General features: G+C 67.0%; 16 protein-coding genes and 1 pseudogene. 3 read left to right on the top strand and 14 right to left on the bottom strand.

From position 1 onward, the window contains the following. Positions 1–64: 64 nt before the first annotated feature. From G9373_RS25985 to G9373_RS25970, 4 genes are read right to left on the bottom strand one after another with little or no spacing between them, the layout of a single operon-like run. Complete coding sequence (locus G9373_RS25985; RefSeq protein ID WP_005250039.1) at positions 65–1,414, bottom strand: MFS transporter; 1,350 nt, start codon at positions 1,412–1,414, stop codon at positions 65–67. After that, positions 1,411–2,454, bottom strand: a complete 1,044-nt coding sequence (locus G9373_RS25980; protein ID WP_167117438.1) for a biotin-dependent carboxyltransferase family protein — start codon at positions 2,452–2,454, stop codon at positions 1,411–1,413. The genes G9373_RS25985 and G9373_RS25980 overlap by 4 nt, the downstream gene beginning before the upstream one ends. Then, positions 2,447–3,169 (bottom strand): carboxyltransferase domain-containing protein, encoded by a 723-nt coding sequence (locus G9373_RS25975; RefSeq protein WP_120660194.1) that lies wholly within the window; start codon positions 3,167–3,169, stop codon positions 2,447–2,449. Before G9373_RS25975 ends, G9373_RS25980 begins: the two co-directional genes overlap by 8 nt. Next, positions 3,157–3,975, bottom strand: coding sequence for a 5-oxoprolinase subunit PxpA (locus G9373_RS25970; RefSeq protein ID WP_005567635.1), 819 nt, complete (start codon positions 3,973–3,975; stop codon positions 3,157–3,159). Before G9373_RS25970 ends, G9373_RS25975 begins: the two co-directional genes overlap by 13 nt. A gap of 254 nt (positions 3,976–4,229) precedes the next feature. On the opposite strand from G9373_RS25970, the gene nac reads away from it, so the two are divergent. Further along, a complete protein-coding gene (gene nac / locus G9373_RS25965) occupies positions 4,230–5,162 on the top strand; it encodes a nitrogen assimilation transcriptional regulator NAC (RefSeq protein WP_169693252.1) in 933 nt (310 codons plus the stop codon). Here nac and G9373_RS25960 read toward each other — a convergent pair. The 4 genes from G9373_RS25960 to G9373_RS25945 form a co-directional block, all read right to left on the bottom strand. After that, positions 5,156–6,085, bottom strand: coding sequence for a D-isomer specific 2-hydroxyacid dehydrogenase family protein (locus G9373_RS25960; protein ID WP_167117435.1), 930 nt, complete (start codon positions 6,083–6,085; stop codon positions 5,156–5,158). The two genes, nac and G9373_RS25960, sit on opposite strands and share 7 nt — an antisense overlap. Positions 6,086–6,111: 26 nt before the next feature. Further along, positions 6,112–6,885, bottom strand: coding sequence for an SDR family oxidoreductase (locus tag G9373_RS25955; protein WP_005567638.1), 774 nt, complete (start codon positions 6,883–6,885; stop codon positions 6,112–6,114). Then, positions 6,882–7,415, bottom strand: coding sequence for a gluconokinase (locus G9373_RS25950; protein WP_167117432.1), 534 nt, complete (start codon positions 7,413–7,415; stop codon positions 6,882–6,884). Before G9373_RS25950 ends, G9373_RS25955 begins: the two co-directional genes overlap by 4 nt. A gap of 127 nt (positions 7,416–7,542) precedes the next feature. Continuing rightward, positions 7,543–9,765 (bottom strand): thiamine pyrophosphate-dependent enzyme, encoded by a 2,223-nt coding sequence (locus G9373_RS25945; RefSeq protein ID WP_167117430.1) that lies wholly within the window; start codon positions 9,763–9,765, stop codon positions 7,543–7,545. Between the two features lie 313 nt (positions 9,766–10,078). Here G9373_RS25945 and solA point away from each other — a divergent pair, with 313 nt between their 5' ends. Continuing rightward, positions 10,079–11,215, top strand: a complete 1,137-nt coding sequence (gene solA, locus G9373_RS25940) for an N-methyl-L-tryptophan oxidase (RefSeq protein ID WP_167117428.1) — start codon at positions 10,079–10,081, stop codon at positions 11,213–11,215. 72 nt (positions 11,216–11,287) lie between these two features. Here solA and G9373_RS25935 read toward each other — a convergent pair whose 3' ends face one another. The 5 genes and pseudogenes from G9373_RS25935 to G9373_RS25920 all read right to left on the bottom strand — a co-directional run bounded on the left by G9373_RS25935 (position 11,288) and on the right by G9373_RS25920 (position 16,359). Beyond that, positions 11,288–12,475, bottom strand: a complete 1,188-nt coding sequence (locus tag G9373_RS25935; RefSeq protein WP_167117424.1) for an FAD-dependent oxidoreductase — start codon at positions 12,473–12,475, stop codon at positions 11,288–11,290. Positions 12,476–12,631: 156 nt separating this feature from the next. After that, complete coding sequence (locus tag G9373_RS46680) at positions 12,632–12,790, bottom strand: hypothetical protein (RefSeq protein ID WP_240960730.1); 159 nt, start codon at positions 12,788–12,790, stop codon at positions 12,632–12,634. A 62-nt stretch (positions 12,791–12,852) separates the two neighbouring features. Then, a pseudogene (locus G9373_RS46675) lies at positions 12,853–12,936 on the bottom strand (hypothetical protein); the annotation flags it as partial. Positions 12,937–12,972: 36 nt separating this feature from the next. Continuing rightward, the gene (gene kdgD, locus G9373_RS25925; protein ID WP_167117421.1) at positions 12,973–13,887 is read right to left on the bottom strand and encodes a 5-dehydro-4-deoxyglucarate dehydratase; all 915 of its coding nucleotides are present in this window, start codon (positions 13,885–13,887) and stop codon (positions 12,973–12,975) included. 132 nt (positions 13,888–14,019) lie between these two features. After that, positions 14,020–16,359, bottom strand: a complete 2,340-nt coding sequence (locus tag G9373_RS25920) for a pyruvate dehydrogenase (RefSeq protein WP_206032631.1) — start codon at positions 16,357–16,359, stop codon at positions 14,020–14,022. A gap of 333 nt (positions 16,360–16,692) precedes the next feature. On the opposite strand from G9373_RS25920, the gene G9373_RS25915 reads away from it, so the two are divergent. Continuing rightward, a complete protein-coding gene (locus G9373_RS25915; protein ID WP_167117414.1) occupies positions 16,693–17,775 on the top strand; it encodes a M48 family metallopeptidase in 1,083 nt (360 codons plus the stop codon). 50 nt (positions 17,776–17,825) lie between these two features. On the opposite strand, the gene G9373_RS25910 is transcribed toward G9373_RS25915, so the two are convergent. Then, the gene (locus tag G9373_RS25910; protein ID WP_167117411.1) at positions 17,826–20,198 is read right to left on the bottom strand and encodes an arylsulfatase; all 2,373 of its coding nucleotides are present in this window, start codon (positions 20,196–20,198) and stop codon (positions 17,826–17,828) included. Positions 20,199–20,393 lie beyond the last annotated feature (195 nt).

Below are 20,393 nucleotides of genomic sequence, written 5' to 3'. Positions count from 1 at the left end.
GAAAGTTGGTACAGCCCGGTGGTATTCGAGTGGTCAGGAGACCACCGGGCCGAGTCTGGATCCGTCAGAGCGTGTCGCGGAGAGGCACGTGCGCCCGGTCGGTGATGGTGCTGACGGCGATGAGGGTGCCCACCGCGGTGACGACGGCATAGACAGCGGGAACGTAGATTCCGAACTGGGGGATCAGCCACGTCATGAGCAGGGGCGCCGTGCCGCCGAAGACCGCCGAGGAGATGTTGTAGCCCAGCCCGTATGCCGAGTACCGCACCCGGGTGGGGAAGAGCTCCACGATGAGGATGTGGATGACGGCGGTGTGACCGGCGAAGATCACCGCCATGATGCATGCGCCGACCACGGCGAGCACGAAGTTGCCGGTCGCGATCAGGGCGTAACAGGGGATGGCGCCGATGGCCATCGCGATCGCCGCGCCGGCGATGACCTTCTTGCGACCGACGCGGTCGGAGAGAGCACCCATGAACGGAATGGCGATGCAGATCGCCACGAGGCTCGCCGCGGTCACGAGCAGGGCGGTGCCGGTCGAGAAACCGATGTTGTCGCCCTTGAGGAACGTCGGCATGTAAGAGAACAGCACGTAGTAGCCGGAGCCGTTCATCAGCGGGATGAACAGCGCGAGCAGCATCGCCTTGCGGTGCTCGGGGGTCGCGAACGCTTCCTTCAGCGGGTTGCGGGACAGTCCGCCTTCGGCCTTGAGCTTCTCGAAGTTCGGGGTGTCGCTGATGGCCCGGCGGATGTACCAGCCGATGATGCCCATCGGGATCGCGACGAGGAACGGCACACGCCAGGCCCAGCTGGCCGGTCCGCCGCCGTTGATCGCGGCCTCGTTGAGCCACGGTGACATCGCGAACGCCACGAGCGTGCCGGTGAGCAGGGCCAGGAAGGACGCGATCTGTGCGTAGCTGGTGATGAGTCCGCGCTTGCCCTCCGGCGAGTGCTCGGCGAGGAAGGTCATGGCGCCCGCCGCCTCACCGCCCACGGAGAATCCCTGCAGGATGCGCAGGAGGATCAACAACGCGGGTGCGGCGACGCCGATCGCGGCGTAGGTCGGGAGAATGCCGATTCCCGCGGTGGCGACGCTGATCAGCATGATGACGAAGACGAGCATCTTCTGCCTGCCGATCCGGTCGCCCAGGATGCCGCAGACGACTGCACCGAGAGGTCGCACGAAGAACGAGATCGCGTAACCGGCGAAGACGAGCATCAGCGCGTCACTCGACTTGGAGACGTCGAAGAAGACGATGGCCAGGGCGGTCGCCATGAAGGCGAAGATGCCGTTGTCGTAGAGCTCGACGAAGATGCCCACGCAGCCTGCGAGAACGACTTTGCGTAGCTGGCGGGGTTGCACCTCGTGTTCGGACGTGTGCCCGGCCGTGTCGGGTGAGATCGCGTTGGTCATGCTGACTCCATCTGGGGTACCGAGCTGTGCTGGGCGGATGTCGTTTCTGTGTGAAGGGGGATCCGAAGACTGGCGAACGCGTTCGCCACACGTGAGCGGAGGAGATCGATCGAGCGTCTTTGTGACCGGTACGCGTCCACGGCGTCGGGGACGGTCACCTTCCTGAACCGGACCTCCTGGCCGGGGCGTGCCTGGCCGAGCTGGGACAGAGCCGTGGCGGTCACGACCGCGAGCACCGGGTATCCGGCGGTCACCCCTCGTCCGCGATGCAGAACGAGGATCTCGTCGCCGGCGGGAACCTCGACCGCGCCGATCGGCACGCCGCGGGAGAGCACCTCCGTCGATCGATCCCGCCGGGGAACGGGGCTGCCCGGATCGGTCGGCGTGAGGCGGAGACCGATGTGGTTCGAGTTGTCGCCGATGACGAAGGGAGTGTCGAACAATCGGGCGGAGGTCGAGCCGAATTCGTGGACGTCGGGACCATCCGTCACGTCGATGGTCCAGCATCCGGTGAAGGCCGCGGGCCGGGCGCCGAGCCGGAACAGCGGCATCCGGAAGTGCGGGTGGTCGATCGGCGGTCCGTCGACGTCGATGGCGACGGACTCGCCGACCGTCAGTTGCCGGCCGAAACCGAGAACCGAATCGGGGGCGCAACTACCGAGCAGGTATGGCGCGTCGATCGTTCCGTGCACGGCGAGGTAGACCCTGAGACCGTCGCGGATTCCGCGGACGGTGAGTTCTTCGCCTGCGGTCCACACGAACGGCTCCCACTGTGGGCGGGTGACACCCCCGACCTGCACCTCCGCCGGCGCTCCGGTCACGGCGACCAGCAGGTCGATGCTCGCGACGGCGCCGAAGTCCATGGCGACCACCTCGAGCAGGGGTGCCGTACGCGGGCTCCCGACCAGTGCGTTCGCTACGTCGGCGCTGTATTGGTCCGAGGCTCCGCCGGTCATCTGGCCGAACCGGGATGCTCGGAGCCGGCCGAGGTCCTGGATCGAGGTCAGGCCGGGTGTCGTGACGGTGATGGATTCAGCCATGACGGACCCCCTCGTACGTCGACCACTCGGCCGCGGTGATCGAAACGAAGAGGAACGTGTCGCCGGGCCGGAAATCGGACAGGGGGTCCGTCGCCGGATCGACGATGGTCAGCGGTGTTCGACCGATCACCGGCCAGCCTCCCGGCGCGGGACGCGCGGAGACGACGGCCTGCCTGCCCGCGACTGCGACCGCGCCGGCCGGCACATGCGGCCGCGGAATCGTGCGGCGTGGGACGGGTCTCGGGAAGGCGGGACCGTCCAGCATCGGGGCGCCGCCCGGGGAACCGAAGCAGCGCATGGTCAGTGGGCCTGCGCCGTGCAGTCGGATCACCTCGGCGGGTGAGAGTTCGAGGTGTGCTGCAACCTCGTCGAGGTCGGGGCCGAATTCTCCCCCGTAGACGACGGGGATCTCGAACTGCCGCGGGCCGCGCGCCGCGGCATCCGCGGGGAGCTCGATCAGCCGTTCGACGTGTGCACGGATGGCGTCGTGGGTGGTTGCACCACAATCGAATTCGACCAACAATGCGTCGTACGTGGGGATGATGCCGGTGACCGCGACCTCGTCGCCGCGTGCGTCGAGCGCGGCGGCAACCGTGTGGACCACATGCCAGCGCTCCTCGGCATCCGCGGACAGCGACGTCAGACGTACCGCGGAGTCTCCACAATCCGAGAGGACGAACTCCCGGTGCGGCCGGATGCACGTCACGCCGGACACGACGCGGACTCCTTCTCTTCCTTGCCTGCGAGGACCTCGGTCACCGGGGCGATGACAACGCCCGCACGCAGGAGCGCCTCCCGGATCGCTCGCGCGTTGCGTACGGCGTCGGCGCCGTCACCGTGCAGCAGCACCGTGTCGGCCTCGATCGGGATGCGGGTGCCGTCGACGGCCTCGACGACACCCTCCGTCACCATCTGCACGGTGCGCGCCACCAGAGTGTCCTGGTCGTGAATCACGGAACCGGGTTCGGATCGCGGCACCAGGGTGCCGTCCGAGCGGTACGCGCGGTCGACGATGGCGACGATCGCGACGCGAACCCCCCGCTCACGGGCGTGGTCGGCGAGTTCACCGTCCTGGGCGAGCACGATCAGCCTCGGGTCGAACGCTTCCACCGCGTCGACGACGGCACGTGCGTAGTCCGCGCGCGTCGCGACGAGGTTTCCCAACCGACCGTGCGGTGCGATGTGCGAGAGCGTCGTGCCGTGTGATGTCGCGAAGGCATGCAGCGCGCCGAGTTGGTACAGAACGTCCGTGCGTACCTCGTCTGCGGTGAGGTCCATCGCGCGCCGGCCGAAGCCTGCCAGGTCGGGAAAGCTGGGGTGCGCGCCGATGCCGATTCCGCGGGCGACGCATCCTCGGACCGTCGCGTCCATGGTCCTGGGGTCACCGGCATGGAATCCGCACGCGACGTTGGCGGACGTCAGCACGTCGAGCAGAGCGTCGTCGTCGCCCATCGTCCATGCGCCGAAGCTCTCGCCGAGGTCGGCGACGAGATCGATCTTGACAGTCACGGTGCCTCCCATGGGGACCTGCAGTGGAACCGCTGGTGCAGTTCCTGTGAACTTTCGATGTAAACGGACGCTACGCAGGATCCGGTTCGGGCGGTTAATACCTGTTTTACGTGAGGCGATAACGAACGTCTATGGTGTTTGAACAGCGGCGATGCAAAAGGGAAGAACAGCGCCTCGCATTTGGCTACGGCGGTGTTTCCGCCCGGCAACCTTGTCGAAACCGCGGCGTGCTTGCGTCGCCGCATCGTCAGAAAGGCAGATCGCTCGTGGATACCCGACGCTTGTTCTCATTCGTCCGCATCGTCGACGCCGGAAGCATCACGCGGGCGGCCGACATTCTGCACATCGCCCAGCCGGCACTGAGCCAGCAGATGACGGCACTGGAGACGCACTTCGGTCAGCAGCTGCTGATCCGCAGCAAGCAGGGCGTGGAACCCACCGATGCGGGGCGCGCGCTGTACCGGCACGCACAGGTGATCCTGCGGCAGGTGGAGAGCGCGCAAGCCGAGGTGAGCGTCGTCGGTCGAGAACTGGCGGGCGGTGTCTCCGTCGGGCTCGCGCCCTACAGTACGGTGAGTTCCATCGCGTTACCGCTGCTCACGGCGGTGCGGTCGCGGTACCCCAGCATCCTTCTGCACATCAACGAGAACTTCGGGGGCGTGCTGAGCGAGGCCATGATGACCGGCCGCATGGACATGGCACTGCTCTACGACGCCGGGCCGATCAAGGGCGTCAACTTCGAGCGCCTTCTCACCGAGGAGCTGATGGTCGTCGCCCCGGCCGGCACCGGTCTGCCCGGTGACACCGGGACCGCCGTGGCCATCAAGGACCTCGTCGACCTGCCGCTGCTGCTGCCGGGCCCGATGCACACCATCCGCAAAGTGGTGGAGCAGGCCTACGAACACGCCTTCGAGCACGCGCGGGTGGTCGGCGAAGTGGAATCGGTGACCCTCATGGCGCAGGCGGTACGAAACGGTCTGGGCGCGACGGTATTACCGTTCTCAGTGGCACGCCGCATCATGAATGTGGAGAACCTGGAACTCCGCCGCATCGAACCGACCATCGAAGTCCAGGTCTCCCTCGGAACACCCGCCAATCAGCCGCTCTCGGGACCTGCCGAGGCGGTACGCGAGGTGTTACGCAGTGTCGTCGCCAACTACATCCGGACCAGCTCGGAAGCCGACCGAGGCATTCAGTAACCTCGGCTCGGGTCGATCGGCGCCATCAAAGGCGCTCCGGCAGCGAAGCGTTCGACGTTGGTCGCGACGTGATCGGCAAGCAGCCGCGTCAGCCCCGTCGCCGGATTCGCGACGTGCGGGGTGATGATGGCGTTCGGCAGGGTCCAGAGCGGGTGTCCGTCGGGAAGGGGTTCGGGGTCGGTGACGTCGAGTGCGGCCCCGCCGATCGACCCGGCCCGCAGTGCGTCGACGAGCCCCGCGGTGTCGATGAGGGAGCCGCGCGCCACGTTGACGATCCACGCCGTCGATTTCATCTGCACGAGCGCGTCCTTGTCGACGATCTGCGCGGTCGCCGCCGTCGCCGGTGCGGCGATGACGAAATGATCGGCTCTGGACCAGATTTCCGACGTCCGATCGGACGGCAGCGTCTCGACTGCACCCGGGACCGGGGTTCCCGAACGGGTCACGGCGAGCACCTGCGCCCCGAACGCGTCGAGCAGCGGGATCATCGCGCGACCGATGCCCCCGCACCCGACGATGGCGACCGTCGCCCCGCGCAGCGTGCCCACCTGCGGGTCGAATTCGGCCTTGCGCCAGGAGGTCGCGCGCACCTGCTCGGGGAGGGCACGGACCCCGGCCAGGAGCAGCAGGACTCCGTGTTCCGCGACGTTACCGGCGTAGGCGCCGGCCGCGGACGTCCACGTCCGCTCGGTGTCGAAGATCCCCGCGGAGATCCACGGCTCCACACCCGCCGAGGGGAGTTGCACCCAGCGCACCGAATCCGGCAACTGCGCCGGGAACGTGTCGGGGCCCTGCGCCCACACCACGGCTTCGGCGTCGTCGAGCGGGGCGAGTATTCCTCCGCCCCGCTCGATCCCGCGCATCAGGGCGGTGTCAGGGTTCGGTCCGAGGTGAATTCGGGGCGTTGCGGTGTTCTGCATCATGGTCTTTCGAGTCGGTCGGGTGGGGATCACACGACGGCGGTCAGGCCGCCGTCGACGTACAGGATCTGGCCGTTGACGAAGTCCGACGCCGGCGACGAGAGAAAGAGCAGTGCGCCCACGAGTTCCTCGGTGCGCCCCCACCGCCCGGCGGGCGTGCGTTTGGTCAGCCATGCACTGAACTCGGCATCGTTCACGAGCGCCTCGGTGAGCTGGGTATCGAAGTATCCGGGCGCGATGGCGTTGGTCTGCAGCCCCAATGGTGCCCAGTCCGCACACATTCCGCGTGTGAGCATCTTCAGCCCGCCCTTGCTCGCGGCGTACGGGGCGATGCCCGCCCGGCCGAGTTCACTCTGGACGGAACAGATGTTGACGATCTTCCCGTGCCCGCGCCCGACCATCGCCCGCGCGAACTCGCGGCCGACGAAGAAGGCGCTGCTCAGGTTGGTGTCGAGCACGCGACGGAAGTCGTCGTCGCCGAACTCGAGCAGTGGGCTGCGGTGCTGGACGCCGGTGTTGTTCACGACGATCTCGACGGGACCGATCTCGTTCTCGACCCGCTGCGCGGCGGCGGCGACCTCCTCGGGAGCGGTGACGTCGAAGGCGCAGGTGTGGACTGTCGCACCGGTGGCGCGGACGATCTCGTCGCGGCTGCGTGCGAGGGCGTCGGCGTCCCGCCCGTTGAGCACGACCTCCGCACCGGCCTCGGCGAGTCCGTTGGCGAGTGCGAAGCCGATTCCTCGACTCGACCCCGTGACGAGCGCGATCTTGCCCTCGACATCGAAACTCCCGTGCGAACTCACTGTGTGACGACCTTTCGTTCTTCGTGCAGGTATTCGACGGCGGCCCGTGCGATCGCGTCCGGCGCCGGAGCGACGTCCAGGACCACTCCGAACTCGTCGGCGTCGAGCGGCTCGAGGAGCGCGAACTGGGAATCGAGCAGGGCAGGTGGCATGAAGTGCCCGTTCCGCGCCTGCATCCGGCCGTGGATGACCTCCCGCTCTCCCGTGAGGTGGACGAACAGTACCGGGTCGGAGACGTCGCGGAGGATGTCCCGGTAGCTCCGCCGTAGCGCCGAGCACGCCACCACACCACGGCGTCCCTGATCGGACAGTTCCCGCAGTCGGTCACGGACGACTGCGAGCCACGGCGCCCGGTCGTCGTCGGTCAGCGGGATACCGGCGGCCATCTTCTCGACGTTCGACGGTGGATGCAGATCGTCGGCGTCGAGGAACCGGTGGCCGGTCAGTTTGGAAAGTTGCTGCGCGACTGTCGTCTTCCCGCAGCCGGTCACCCCCATCACCACGATGTGGGGTCGCTGATCGCCACTCATGAAATGTTCCTGTCCGCCGATATGGAGAGATGCAGTTCGAACATGCCCGACCGGACAACAGCTTGGCAATGGCGGAGGGGATACCGGTTGACGTTGCCGTCATAGCGAAGCGCGAGGGATACGGATGCTACCGGCTCACGAGTTTGACCGCCGCGGCCTCGATGGTGTCCTCCGAGAGCAGGACCTCGAGGGCGGCGTCGCCGAGCGGGATGAAGCTGTCGTCGCTCGTGACGCGTGCGAGCGGCCCGGTGAAGCCGTCGTCGACCAGTGCCGCGACCACACCTTCGGACACTCCCCCCGATGTGCGGGTCTCGTCGACGACGAGCACCCGTCCGGTGGCGTTCGCCTCCCGGAGGATGTCGTGCACGGGTAGCGGTGCGAGCCACCGCATATCCACCACACGCGCAGCGATGTGCGCCGTCTCGAGCCGGCGCGCGACCCGCAGACTCATCCGGACCCCGTTGCCGAACGTGACGATCGTCAGGTCGGTACCGTCACCGTACGTGCGGGCGGAGCCGATCGGCACATGGTTCTCGGCCCGCTCCACCGGATCCGGATACGCGGCCAGCCACTGCTCGTCACCGTCCTCGTACAGATCCCGGGTGTGATACAGCGCAATGGGTTCCAGATACACACACACCGCCCCCGCGGTGCGCGCGGCCGCCGCGCACGTGTGCATCATGGCCGCGGCGTCGTCGGGGCGAGCCGGGGAGGCCACGACTATGCCGGGGATGTCGCGCAGGGCGGCGACGCCGTTGTCGTTGTGGAAATGCCCACCGAACCCCTTCTGATACCCGTATCCCGCGACCCGCACCACCATCGGATTGCGGTACTGACGGTCGGAGAAGAACTGCAACGTCGCACCCTCCCCGCGGATCTGATCGGCGGCATTGTGCAGATACGCCAGGTACTGGATCTCCGGGATCGGCAACAACCCGGACACCCCCGCGCCCAGCGCGAGTCCCAGGATCGCCTGCTCGTCGAGGAGCGTGTCGAACACGCGCGCCGACCCGGCCCTCTTCATCAAACCCCGGGTCACCCCGTAGACCCCGCCCTTGCGGGCCACGTCCTCACCGAACACCAGCGCCTCGGGGTAGCGGGCCAGCACGTCGAGCAGTGCGCGGTTGATCGCGAGACCGGTGGTGAGCCGACCTTCATCCTCGGGAAGCGGGGATCCGATGAATTGCGCGCGACGGTCCGAGTCGACGCGCTCCGGCACGGCCGCGGCCGCCTCGACGGCACTGTCGGTGAGCGGTTTCATCACCGCCGCGGGACTGTCCAGTTGAGGTAGCTCACCGACCTGCTCGGCCAGTTCGAGGACCTCGGCACGCTTCTGCTCGTAGAGGTCGAGGGCATCAGTGGGGCTCAGGTGTCCTCGCTCGACCAGCAGTTTCGCCGTGCACAGCACTGGGTCGCGGTCGAAGTCGGCGGCGATCTCCGCTGATGTCCGGTACGCGGTCTCGACATCGGAGCCGGCATGCCCCATCAACCGGACGGTGCGCAGGTGCAGGAACGCGGGCTTCCGGTGCCTGCGGACCCAGTCGGCGGCATCTCTCGCCGTCGCGTACGCCGCCGGCAGGTCGGAGCCATCCGCCTCGAAGTACTCGAGCCCCGCCCGGTCACCGAAGTTCGCGGCGATCCAGCCCTGCGGAGTCCTGGTGCTGATCCCGATTCCGTTGTCCTCGCACACCAGCAGCAGCGGCAACGGCAACCCCTGGTAGGCGGCGTGCACTGCGGTATTGATGGCACCGACGGCGGTGGAGTGGTTCGCGGACGCGTCCCCGAAGCTACAGACGGCAACCGCGTCGGCCGACCACGGCGAGGGCACGTGCAACTTCTCCGAGCGGGCGATGGAGAAGGCGACACCGACAGCGCGCGGGAGATGCGAAGCGATGGTCGAGGTTTGGGGAATGATGTTGAGGTCGCGGCGGCCGAACACCTTGTGCCTACCACCCGATATCGGTTCCTCCGTTGCTGCCACGAGACCGAGGAGGACGTCGCGCAGCGGATCGCTGCCATCCATCTGCTGCGCCCGCGCCAGGAAGAAACCACCGGAACGGTAGTGCAGCAGAGCGGGATCGGTGGGTCGCAGCGCGGCCGCGACGGCGGCGTTGCTCTCGTGCCCGGACGAGCCGATCGTGTAGAAACCCTTGCCCCGCGACCGCAGCCAGCGGGCCGCCAGATCGAGATGCCTGCTGCCGAGCTGGGCGTCGAAGAGGTTCAGCGCGCCCCGCACCGACAACGGGAACAGCGGCTGAATCGGATCCTCCGGACCGACGCCGGGGCGGCTCTCCCCGGGGGTCAGCCCCGACACGACAGAGGTGAAGTAGTCGTCGATCTGTTCGGCCATCCCTAGATCATCCTGTGGCGCCGATCAGCGGGCAAGAGTCGCAGAATCAGAGTCTCGATGCCTCACCGACAGGTCGACTGGTCCTCGCGCCGGGCCGCGACCGTCACCATGACGAATACTGGGGTCGCGGTGTCTCTGCGGGCGCTCCGCCTCCGGCTCCGATGTTCGAGCACATGACGTTCGGCGACACTGGAGTGGAGTCGCGGGATGGCAACATGTCTGGGTCCGACTCCGCAGACCGACTGCACATTCGAGAGGCCACTGTGATCATGACTAATTCCCCCGCTGGTGAATACACGCTGGTGCGCAGTCGATGACCACGACGAGAACCAATGTCGCCGTGATCGGTACCGGCACCATGGGCTCCGCAATCATGTGGCGACTGTCGGAGCGCGGTATTCCTGCCGTCGGTCTCGAGCAGTTCACTCCCGGGCACGATCGTGGCTCCGGACACGGCGAGTCGCGCATCTTCAGAACCGCATATCATGAGGATCCCGCGTATGTCCCGATGCTCCGAGCCGCACTCCGAGGTTGGCGGGAACTCGGTGAGCAAACCGGCGAACCCGTCCTGACGATGACCGGGGGCCTCAGTATCGGCCCGTCGACCGGCGTGATTGTGGGTGGCTCCCTCGAAGCGGCCAAGGTGCATGCCCTCACACAGGAGATTCTCGACCCGGCCGAGTTCAGTGCCCGGTTTCCCACTCAGCGATTGCGTGAGGGAGATACGGCCATCTGGGAGAAGGACGCCGGCGTGATAAGGCCGGAGTTGGCAATCACCGGTGCCGTGCGCCGTGCGTGCGAACTGGGTGCCTCCGTGCGTCCCGAGAGCCGCGTCCTGGGTATCGAGGACGGTCCCGGTGACACGGTGCTCGTGCGGCTCGACGAAGAAGTCATTCGAGCCGACCGCGTCGTGGTCGCGGCCGGCGCCTGGATTCCCGGCCTTCTCCCAGAAGCCCAGCTCCCCTTGACTGTGGAGCGCAAGATCCTCGCATGGTTCCCAGCCGAAGATCCGACGCAGTTCGGGCCGGACCGGTTCCCGATATTCCTGAGGGACAGCCCGGAGGGTACGTGGTACGGCTTCCCCACCATGGACGGCAAGACGGTCAAGATCGCGCTCCATCTCGGCGGGCGCGAGACCGACCCTGACGAGCTGGATCGGGTGGTCCATGACGAGGACACCGCTCCGTTGCGGGACCTCGTTCGTCATTACCTGCCGGGATTGAGTTCACGCCCCGTTCGGGCCGCGGTGTGTATGTACACGAACACACCCGACGGGCACTTCATCATAGGAAATCCACCCGCCTACAGGAACGTGACAGTCGTTTCCGCGTGCTCTGGTCACGGTTTCAAATTTGCACCGGTGATCGGGGAGATCGCCGCCGATCTCAGTTGTGGCTCGACCCCCGAATTCCCCTTGGAGCTGTTCGACGTCAACCGATTCGCGGATTGACGCACCGGAATCAGGCGTTCGCGCGGTTGCGATCGAGGGGGGGAGGGCCGTCGGCCCTCCCCCCCTCGCCGGCTAGGCGGAGAAGTACACCGGGGGTGTCGTCGAGTCGAGTGCCAGTGCCACAGCCGCGCGGGCAGCGACGGGACCGACCAGGTTTCCCGTCCCGTTGTACCCACCGATGGCGATGACACCGGGAAGAACCTCGGAGCAGAGGGGTCGACCGTCGGTGGTGTAACTCACGGACGCACCCCATCTCCGAACGACGTCGACGGGCTTGCCCGCCATACGTTCCGCTACTCGTTCGATGTAGCCCTGGACATCCGGAGTGGGTGAAGTGTCGAATGTCCACTCGGTGTCGACGAAACGGTCTCGCCCGCCCCCGACGAACAGGCGCCCATCCTTCGCTTGCTGCGCGTAGTCGTATCCCCAGCGTCCGTACACAGGACACGGCAGGCGTTCGGGCAGCCCCGGCGCCGTCCCGAGCATTTGCAGGCGTGCCGTCCGGACGCGCCCCTGCAAGACCGGGAGGACCTGTTCGAGTTTGCCGTCCACCGCGACAATGACGACAGGCGCAATGACCGAACCGAGTTCTGTTGTCACCCTTCCACTTTCCACGGCGGTGACAGCCGAATGCTCGTACAGGTCGGCCCGCCCCCGAAGGAGTGACGCCAACCCCAGAGCTCGACGGGAGGGGTTCATTGCCGCGTCGTCGGGCAGAAACAGGCCGCGCCCGAGCTCGCCGTCGTATTCTTCGACAGCGATGTCGTTGTCACGCAGCACCGTTTCCAGTGCTGCGCAATCCGCGAGTTCCGCCACACGGTCGGCGGCCTCGGCGTCGTCGACAGGTTCGCCGGGCAATCCGGCGAGGCGAATGGAACCCGTCCGTGCGATGACCTCCGGACCCAGCAACTCGGCAAGCCGGTCCAACTCGAGAAGAGTTGCGCGATAGAGATCGACCGACGACGTCCCCCAGGTCGTGAGGGACGAGTGGAGGAACGTCGCCGGGCCGCCCAGGAGGAAGCCGCCGTTGCGCCCCGCCGCGCCTGCCGCGACCCGCCCGGCGTCGACGCCGACAACCTGCAGCCCCCGTTCGACCAGGGCGCCGATCGCCGCGAGACCCGACCCGCCGAGGCCGACGACACACACGTCGGCCGTGACGTTCTGTTCCAACACCGGAAGACCGTTCCACGACGCGACCACCGGGTCGTCGTCCCAGGCGCTCACCGAGTCCCACTGGGTGACGGGTCGAAAATTCATCATCGCATTCCCTATCCTTCATCTCGCGACGTTCCGATGTCCGAGGAAGTTGACGCCTTGCGCGAAGCCACGACCGGGCAAGTCTATGTGGCACTGCGGGCGACGAGATAGTCACAGACGACTTTTCCAGCGGGGCAACGGTCGCAGCCGGGACCGGTGTCACGAAATGTTGCGGCGGTGTCGCTCGTCGAACCGGTGGATCTCGTCGATGACGGTCTCGACGATGCGTGACCCGGCACCACTGACGGAGGTCGCGACCGCGAGTATGCCGACCGCACTGGGCTTGTCGGCCGGGTGGAGTGTCCACGCGGGGACCATCCCGCGGCGGCTCCGTCGGTCCGGGAGCAGCACATCAGATTTCCGGCGTCGTCGACGACGCTGACGGCGACGGCCGTGTCGAGTGTCGCGGCATGGCGCCGCGCGAGGTCGAGGGCGAGTTGTGCACGTGCTGCGGTGAGTGTCATGGCGTTCTCCGAGGATGAATCCGCGGACGGTGCGGCTCAGCTCACCTTCTTGATCAGGTCGGCGAGCTCGGCCAGTTCGACGGCGTCGAGGTCGGTCAACGGCGCGCGGACGGGGCCTGCGGGTCGGTCGATCACCGTCATGCCTGCCTTGATGATGCTGACCGCGTAACCCTGCTTCTTGTTGCGCAGGTTGCAGTACGGGATCACGAACTCGTTGAGCGCGTTGATGACGAACGCGTTGTCTCCGCTGCGGAGTGCGTTGTAGAAGTCGAGCGCGAACTTGGGCACGAAGTTGTAGATGGCAGAGGAGTACGTGGTGACGCCGAGTGCGAGATAGGGCAGTGCGAACATCTCGGCGGTGGGCAGTCCGCCGATGTAGGTGAGCCGGTCGCCGAGACTCGCGTAGATGCGGGTCATCTGCTCGATGTTGCCGACCCCGTCCTTGAACCCGACCAGGTTCGGGCAGCTGTCCGCGAGTTCCGCGACGGCGGCCTCGGTGTAGACGGCGTTGGCGCGACTGTAGATCGTCACACCGAGAGTGGTTGCGGCACAAACCTCTTTGACGTGGGCGACGAGACCGTCCTGGCTCGCCTCGGTGAGGTATGGGGGCAGCAGCAGGATGCCGTGCGCGCCGACACTCTCGGCCGACCGGGCCATCTGCACGGCGGTGGCGGTGCCGTAGCCGGCGGGCGCGATCACCGGAAGACCGTCGGGCGCCTCCTGCACCGCTGCGCGGACCACCTGCTCCACCTCGGGCGGGGTGAGCGAGAAGAATTCGCCCGTGCCGCCCGCGGCGAACAACCCGGAGGCGTCGAACTGCCCGAGCCAGCCGATGTTCTCGCGGTACGCGGCCTCGTCGAACGAGTGGTCATTCTTGAAGTGGGTGACCGGGAACGACAACAGACCGGAGCCGAGCTTGTGGGCGATCTCGTGGGGGGACGCGGTGGTCATGGGTTTCGTTCTCCTCGTTCGCAATCGCGTCACCGTCGGTGCGCGCTGTGTCCCCAAGGCTAGGAGCGTCAACCATTCAAGTCCAACACTAGTTCTGGATCTTTTGATACCCAAAAGGTATCGTCGGTCGGTTCAGGAGAGGTCGAGTGCGGCGCGGACGATGCTGTCGGTGTCGATGCCGTGGTAGCGGTAGACGTCGTCTAGGGAACCGACCTGCCCGAACTTGCTGACACCGAGCGCGGCACCGGGAACGTGGTTGATCCCGGTCAGGAACGCCAGGGTGTGCGGGTGCCCGTCGAGGACGGTCACCATCGGCGCCGCCCGGCCGGCGGGGAACACCTGGTCGAGGATCCAGGACGGGCCGTCGGCGAGTCCGCGGCGCGCCTGGACCGCCTCGAACAACAACCCGGGACTGGTCACGCACACGACGTCCGCGGTAATGCCCTGTTCGGCCAACCGGTGGGCGGCGGTGAGGGTTTCGGTGATCACCGCGCCCATGCCGACCAGGGTGACCGCCGGATTGTCGGTGTGCCGGAGGGTGTAGGCGCCGGCGACTACCTGACGGCGGCGACGTTCCCGCGCGGCGGGATCGGTGGGGACGGCGGCGAGGGTCTGGTCGACCGGGCGGGTCGAGAGCCGCAGGTACGACGAGGTGCCGTCCGGCCGTCCCAACCGGGAGATGCTGTCGAGGAGGGTCCATTCGACGTCGATCGCGAACGCCGGCTCGTAGCTGACGCAGCCGGGCTGTTCGAGGCCGATCGACGGGGTCTTGATCGACTGATGCGCCCCACCCTCCGCGGCCAGGGTCACCCCGGACGGGGTGCCGACCAGGATCGACTGCCCACCCGCGTAGATGCCGTACGACCAGGGTTCGAGGGCGCGTTCGACGAACGGGTCGTACATCACCCCGATCGGGAACAGCGGCTGCCCCCACCGACTCCACGTCGCGCCGAGCTCACCCATCAGCCCGACCAGATTCGTCTCGGCGATGCCCAGTTCCATGTGCTGTCCGGTGGGCTTTTCCCGCCAGTGCATGATCGTCTCGGCGTCGTCGTCGAACCAGTTGCGGCGCTCGTGCGGCGACCACACCCCGACCTTATTCAGCCACCCGGCAAGGTTCGTGGTCGAGGACACGTCGGGGCTGACCGTGACCACCCGTTTCGCAGCGTCGGGGGCCTCCCGGGACAGGTCCAGCAACGCCCGGCCCAGCGCGGCCTGGGTGGTGGACGTCCCCGACGGGGTGCGGCCGATGTCCGCCGGGACCGCGGGCGGTGTGCCGAATTCGACCTTCTCCCGCCTCAATCTGTCTGCGGTCGCGGCGCACACCCGGCCCGCCGCACTGCCGGGCTCGAACCGGGCCCACGGGTGCGCGGGGTCCATGCCCAGCTCCGCGGCGAGCTGTTCGTACTGCTCCACCGTCAGCAGCGACGAATGGTTCTGCGGATGCCCCTGCGTCGGCAGGCCGCGGCCCTTGATCGTGTAGGCGATGATCACCGTGGGGCGGGTGTCGTCGATCTGCGCGTACGCGGCGCGCAGGGCGTCGAGGTCGTGGCCGCCGAGGTTGCGGATCGCCCGCAGCAGGGTGTCGTCGTCGAGGTCGGCGATCAGCGACGCGATCGCGGCCGCATCGGGGCCGTCCCCGGGCAGCCGCACCCGCACCTGCTCGGCACTGCACCGCAGCAGCCGCTGGTATTCGGGGTTGGGCATGTCCAGGATCCGGGTCCGCAGTGCCGGCCCGCCGGTCCGGGTGAACAGCGACTCGAGCAGGGTCCCGAACTTCACGGTGATCACCTGCCACCCGGCGGCAGCAAACATGGCCTCGAGCCGGCCCGCGGCGATGTTCGGCACCACCCGGTCCAGGGACTGCCGGTTCAGGTCGACGATCCACACGATCTCACCGAGTTCGGCGACGGAGGTGTCGAGGATCGCCTCCCACACCGCGCCCTCGTCCAGTTCGGCGTCACCGACGAGGGAGTACTGGCGGCCCGTTCCGGCGCCGCCGATGGTGGTGTCGACGTAGCGGCGGGCGATGGCACCCCAGATCGGGGCGGTCGCACCGATGCCGACCGATCCGGTCGAGTAGTCCACCGGATCAGGATCTTTCGACCTGCTCGGGTAGGACTGCAGGCCACCGAATTCCCGCAGCGTCGTCAGATACTTCTCGTCCAGCTCACCGAGCAGGTAGTTGATGCCGTGCAGCACCGGCGAGGCATGGGGTTTGACCGACACCCGGTCACCGGGCCGGAGCTGCTCGAACCACAACGACGTCATGATCGACACCATCGACGCACACGACGCCTGATGGCCACCGACCTTCAACCCCGTCGGATTCGGGCGAACCCGGTTGGCGTGGTGAATCATCGACGTCGCCAACCAGAGCACGCGCTTCTCGATCTCCACGAGCGCTTCCGGAGTGGTCGCGCGCGGGGTGAGCTGCGCCGGGTGGTCGCCGATCGTGCGGGCGTCGTTCATCGTTTCGTCCTTGCCTGTGAGTTCCTGGCACCGAATCCGATCCTCCTCGGCCCAGTTCGTGAGCGAGGCGGACCGGCGGTGACGGGCAGGCGGACCTGTGGGAACCGACCTCACCGCATCTTCGAGGTCTCGTGTGCAGATCTCGCACAACAGTCGACCACCGGAACGCACTTTGAGCAATACCGAGCGTCACGTTTGAGCATCCTGCGCATGTTTGGAGCAGCCGCCGTGGTCGGCGGTTGGCAAAATGCCCAGCACGACCGCCGCCGCTGCCTCCGGCGCTACCCTGACCGGGAGGGCACCGCACCGCGCACACCGACCCAGGGGGAAAGCTTGACCACCACACCAGACCGCGTTCGCACGGCGTTCCCGGAGATCAGCTCGCGTGCGTGGGAGCACCCGGCGGATCGGGCGGCGCTCGTCACCCTGCGCACCTTGAAGGGGTTCGACACGGTCTTCCGGACCATCTCGGGTCTGTTGCAGGAGCGCCAGCACCGGCTGATGTACCTGGCCACGTCCGTGCGCGTCGACGAACGGCAGTTCAGCGATCTCCACGACCTCCGCAGCGACTGCGTGCGCATTCTCGGCGCCGACGAAACGCCTGAGCTGTTCGTGCTGCAGACCCCGGTCGTGAACGCTTTCACCATCGGCATGGACCGTCCGTTCATCGTGGTCACCACCGGACTGCTGGACGTCATGAATTACGAGGAGCAGCGGTTCATCATCGGCCACGAACTCGGGCACGCGCTGTCCGGGCACGCGGTGTATCGCACGATCCTCATGCATCTGATGCGCTTGGCCGGGACCATCGGCTGGATTCCGATCGGCGGGTGGGCGCTGCGCGCGATTATCGCCGCGCTCATGGAATGGCAACGCAAATCGGAACTGTCCGGCGACCGTGCCGGATTGCTGTGCGGGCAGGACGTCCACACAGCCCTCCGCGTGCAGCTGAAACTGGCAGGCGGCTCTCGGGTGAGCGAGATCGACACCGACGCCTTCCTGGCCCAGGCCGCGGAGTACGACGCCAGCGGCGACCTGCGCGACGGTGTCCTCAAGCTCCTCAACATCGAATTGCTCACCCATCCGTTCTCGGTGCTGCGTGCCGCCGAGTTGAAGAAGTGGGTGGACAGCGGCGCCTACGCAGCAATCCTCTGCGGGGAGTACCCGCGCCGCGGCGAGGACGACGACGCCAAGATCACCGAAGAATTCCGTAAGGCCGCGAAATCGTACAAACAGAATTTCGACACCTCGAACGACCCGCTGATCCGCATGCTCCGTGAGATCGGCAGCGGACTGGGCACCACCATGGACGCCGTCGGCAACGGCGTCGGCGACGTCGCGGCGGACATCAAGGAGCGGTTCACGCACTGGCGCAGAAATTCCGACGGCAAGAAGGATTCCGACGGCGACAGCTGACCGCTAACCAGCGGAGGTCGGGCGCGTTCTCGCGCGCCCGACCTCTTCGGTCAGTCGGCCATGGCCTCGGCCAGCTCCTCGACCTCCTGGATGACCGGTTCGGGCACCCGCACGGGGCCGGGCGTGTAGGTCACCGACCGCAGTCTGCCGGTGTATCGGAACGTTCCGCGGCGTTCGCGCAGATCCCACACGACGGGTCCGCGGGCGTCGACGCCCACCGAGATCCCGGTCCACGGCGCCATGCCGACCAGCTGGAACTGGTCGTCGAGGGTGGCCACGTCGGTCGTGACCCCGGCCGAGTCGGTGAGGGCGACGGTGAAGTTCCACCGGACGGATTCGGTGGCGTCCGCCCGCACCTGCACGCCCACCAGTTCCGCGCCGAGGGGCGCGGAGGTGTGTGCGACGCGGCCGTAGCTGTTGACCGCGAATACGATCCGGCCGTCCTCGACGTAGAGGACGTATCCGCCGTGCGGGTCACCGTGGGCGACGAGGACTCCTTCGTCGCCTGCGGCGATCGGGTGAGTGGCGACGTCGATGGTGAAGTCGCGGTACTGAATCAGCACACTGGACCGATAGCGTTCCAGTGTCGGCGTGCCTGCGAGGATCTTCACCGGCTCCGCGAGGCGACGCTCGTCCGGTCGCCGCTGCACGGCCTTGCGGTCGTTGAGGATCGGGAACACGGTGTTGTGCCACGCCGCCCGATCCCACGCCTCGGCGAGTTCGCGCACCTTCTCGGGGAAGAGATGCGCGACGTCCGCGGTCTCGGCCGGATCGGATTCCACGTCGAACAGTTGCCATTGTGGATCGTCGACCCGGGTCGGATCCGTGTGCAGCGACAGCAGTTTCCAACCGTCTCGGTAGAACCCGCGGTGACCGCCGAACTCGGCGTACTGCTCCGTGTGGGGTGTGGGCTGCGCAGCGTCCCGCAGGATGTCGGCGATGCTGACACCGTCACGCTCCTGGGCGGGAAGCCCGTTCCGGTGGCTCGGAGTCTCGAGTCCGGCGAGATCCAGGAGGGTCGGGGTGATGTCGGTGACGTACGAGTAGTGCTTGCGCAATCCGGTGTCACCGTCGGCGCGCCCGAGACCGGTAGGCCAGGACAGCAGGAACGGCACCCGGACACCACCGGCGAACGTCTGACCCTTGTAGAATCGGAACGGGGTATTCGACGCCTGTCCCCAGCCGCGCGGGTAGTGGACGCCGATCTTCTCCGAGCCGATCAGTTCCTCGTCGTGCGGAACGTCGCGCACCCAGTCCGACGGGACCGGCCCGTGCACGAATTGACTGAAGTACGACCGTGTTCCCGCTGCGCCACCCTCGGCGGTGCCCCCGTTGTCGGACGTGAACACGATGATGGTGTTGTCGGTCTCGCCGAGTTCGTCGAGGGTGTCGAGTACCCGGCCCACGCTCTGGTCGATGCTGTCGACCATCGCGGCGTAGACCTCCTGGTACCGGGCGAACCGCAGCTGCTCCTCTTCGGTGAGCTCGTCCCACGGCGGCGCGTCGTAGCCGGGTTCGGTGTTGCGTTCGGTCATCTGGGTGCCGGGCGGGAAGAACCCTGCCTCGAGCTGTGCGTCGAAGCGGTTGCGTCGCACTGTGTCCCAGCCCTCGGTGTAGCGGCCGCGGTACTTGGCGAGGTCTTCGGGCTTGGCCTGGTGGGGTCCGTGCATCGCGATGTGCGAGAAGTACAGGAAGAACGGCTTGTCGGCGTCGTGGGCGCGCAGGCTGTTGATGCGCGAAATGGCCTTGTCCGTGATGTCGTCGGTGACGTAGTAGTCCGACGGATACTCCTCGACGTCGACCACGGAGTTGTCCGAGATCAGCTCGTTCGGGTAGTAGAACGAATTCAACCCTTCGAGCGAACCGTAGTAGCTGTCGAATCCACGCTGCAGGGGCCAGGAGTCGCGGGTGCGGCCCGGCGCGAGGTTGGTGTCACGCGCGAGATGCCACTTGCCGACCGCGTGCGTGGCATACCCGTTCGCGCGCAGAATCTCGGCGAGGCTGAGCGCGTCGTCGGCAAGTTCCATTCGCAGTCCGGGGAAGCCGGGATCGAAGTTGGCGACGCTGCCGTAGCCGGCGCGGTGCGGGTTCAGGCCGGTGAGCAGCGCCGCGCGAGCGGGTGAGCAGACCGAGGTGGTGTGATAGTTCGACAGCCGGTAGCCGCTGTCGGCGAGCCGGTTCAGGTTGGGGGTGTCGATCTCGGAGCCGAACGGTCCGATGTCCGAGTAGCCCATGTCGTCGATGAGGATGACCACGATGTTCGGTGCACCGGCCGGGGCTTTCGTCTCCGGCGCCCACCACGGCGTCGACTCCGCACTCGTCCGCCCGACATACCCGCCGAATCCGTCGTACCCTCGCGCACCCGGAGGGAGCTGCTGCTGACCTGCAACACCACGGATTCGGTCACTTTCCACTTCGGGCACGCGTGCAACCCCTTCACTCACGGAGACAGATTCCCCACATATGTGGGGAAATCGTACGGTCGCTCGTGATGGCGGTGAGTGGTTTGAATCACGAAGATTTCAAGCCACGTTCAGCAGTCGGCTGTGACCTGAATCGCCCGAAACGAGATGGAAAACGTGATCTGCGCTATGAAAGCGGCGACTTTTACACCGGCG

Source organism: Rhodococcus sp. A14 (genome assembly GCF_011603105.1).
GTDB lineage: Bacteria > Actinomycetota > Actinomycetes > Mycobacteriales > Mycobacteriaceae > Rhodococcus_F > Rhodococcus_F opacus.
The sequence above is the reverse complement of the archived record's forward strand: the minus strand, read 5'-3'. Positions and strand labels throughout refer to the sequence as shown.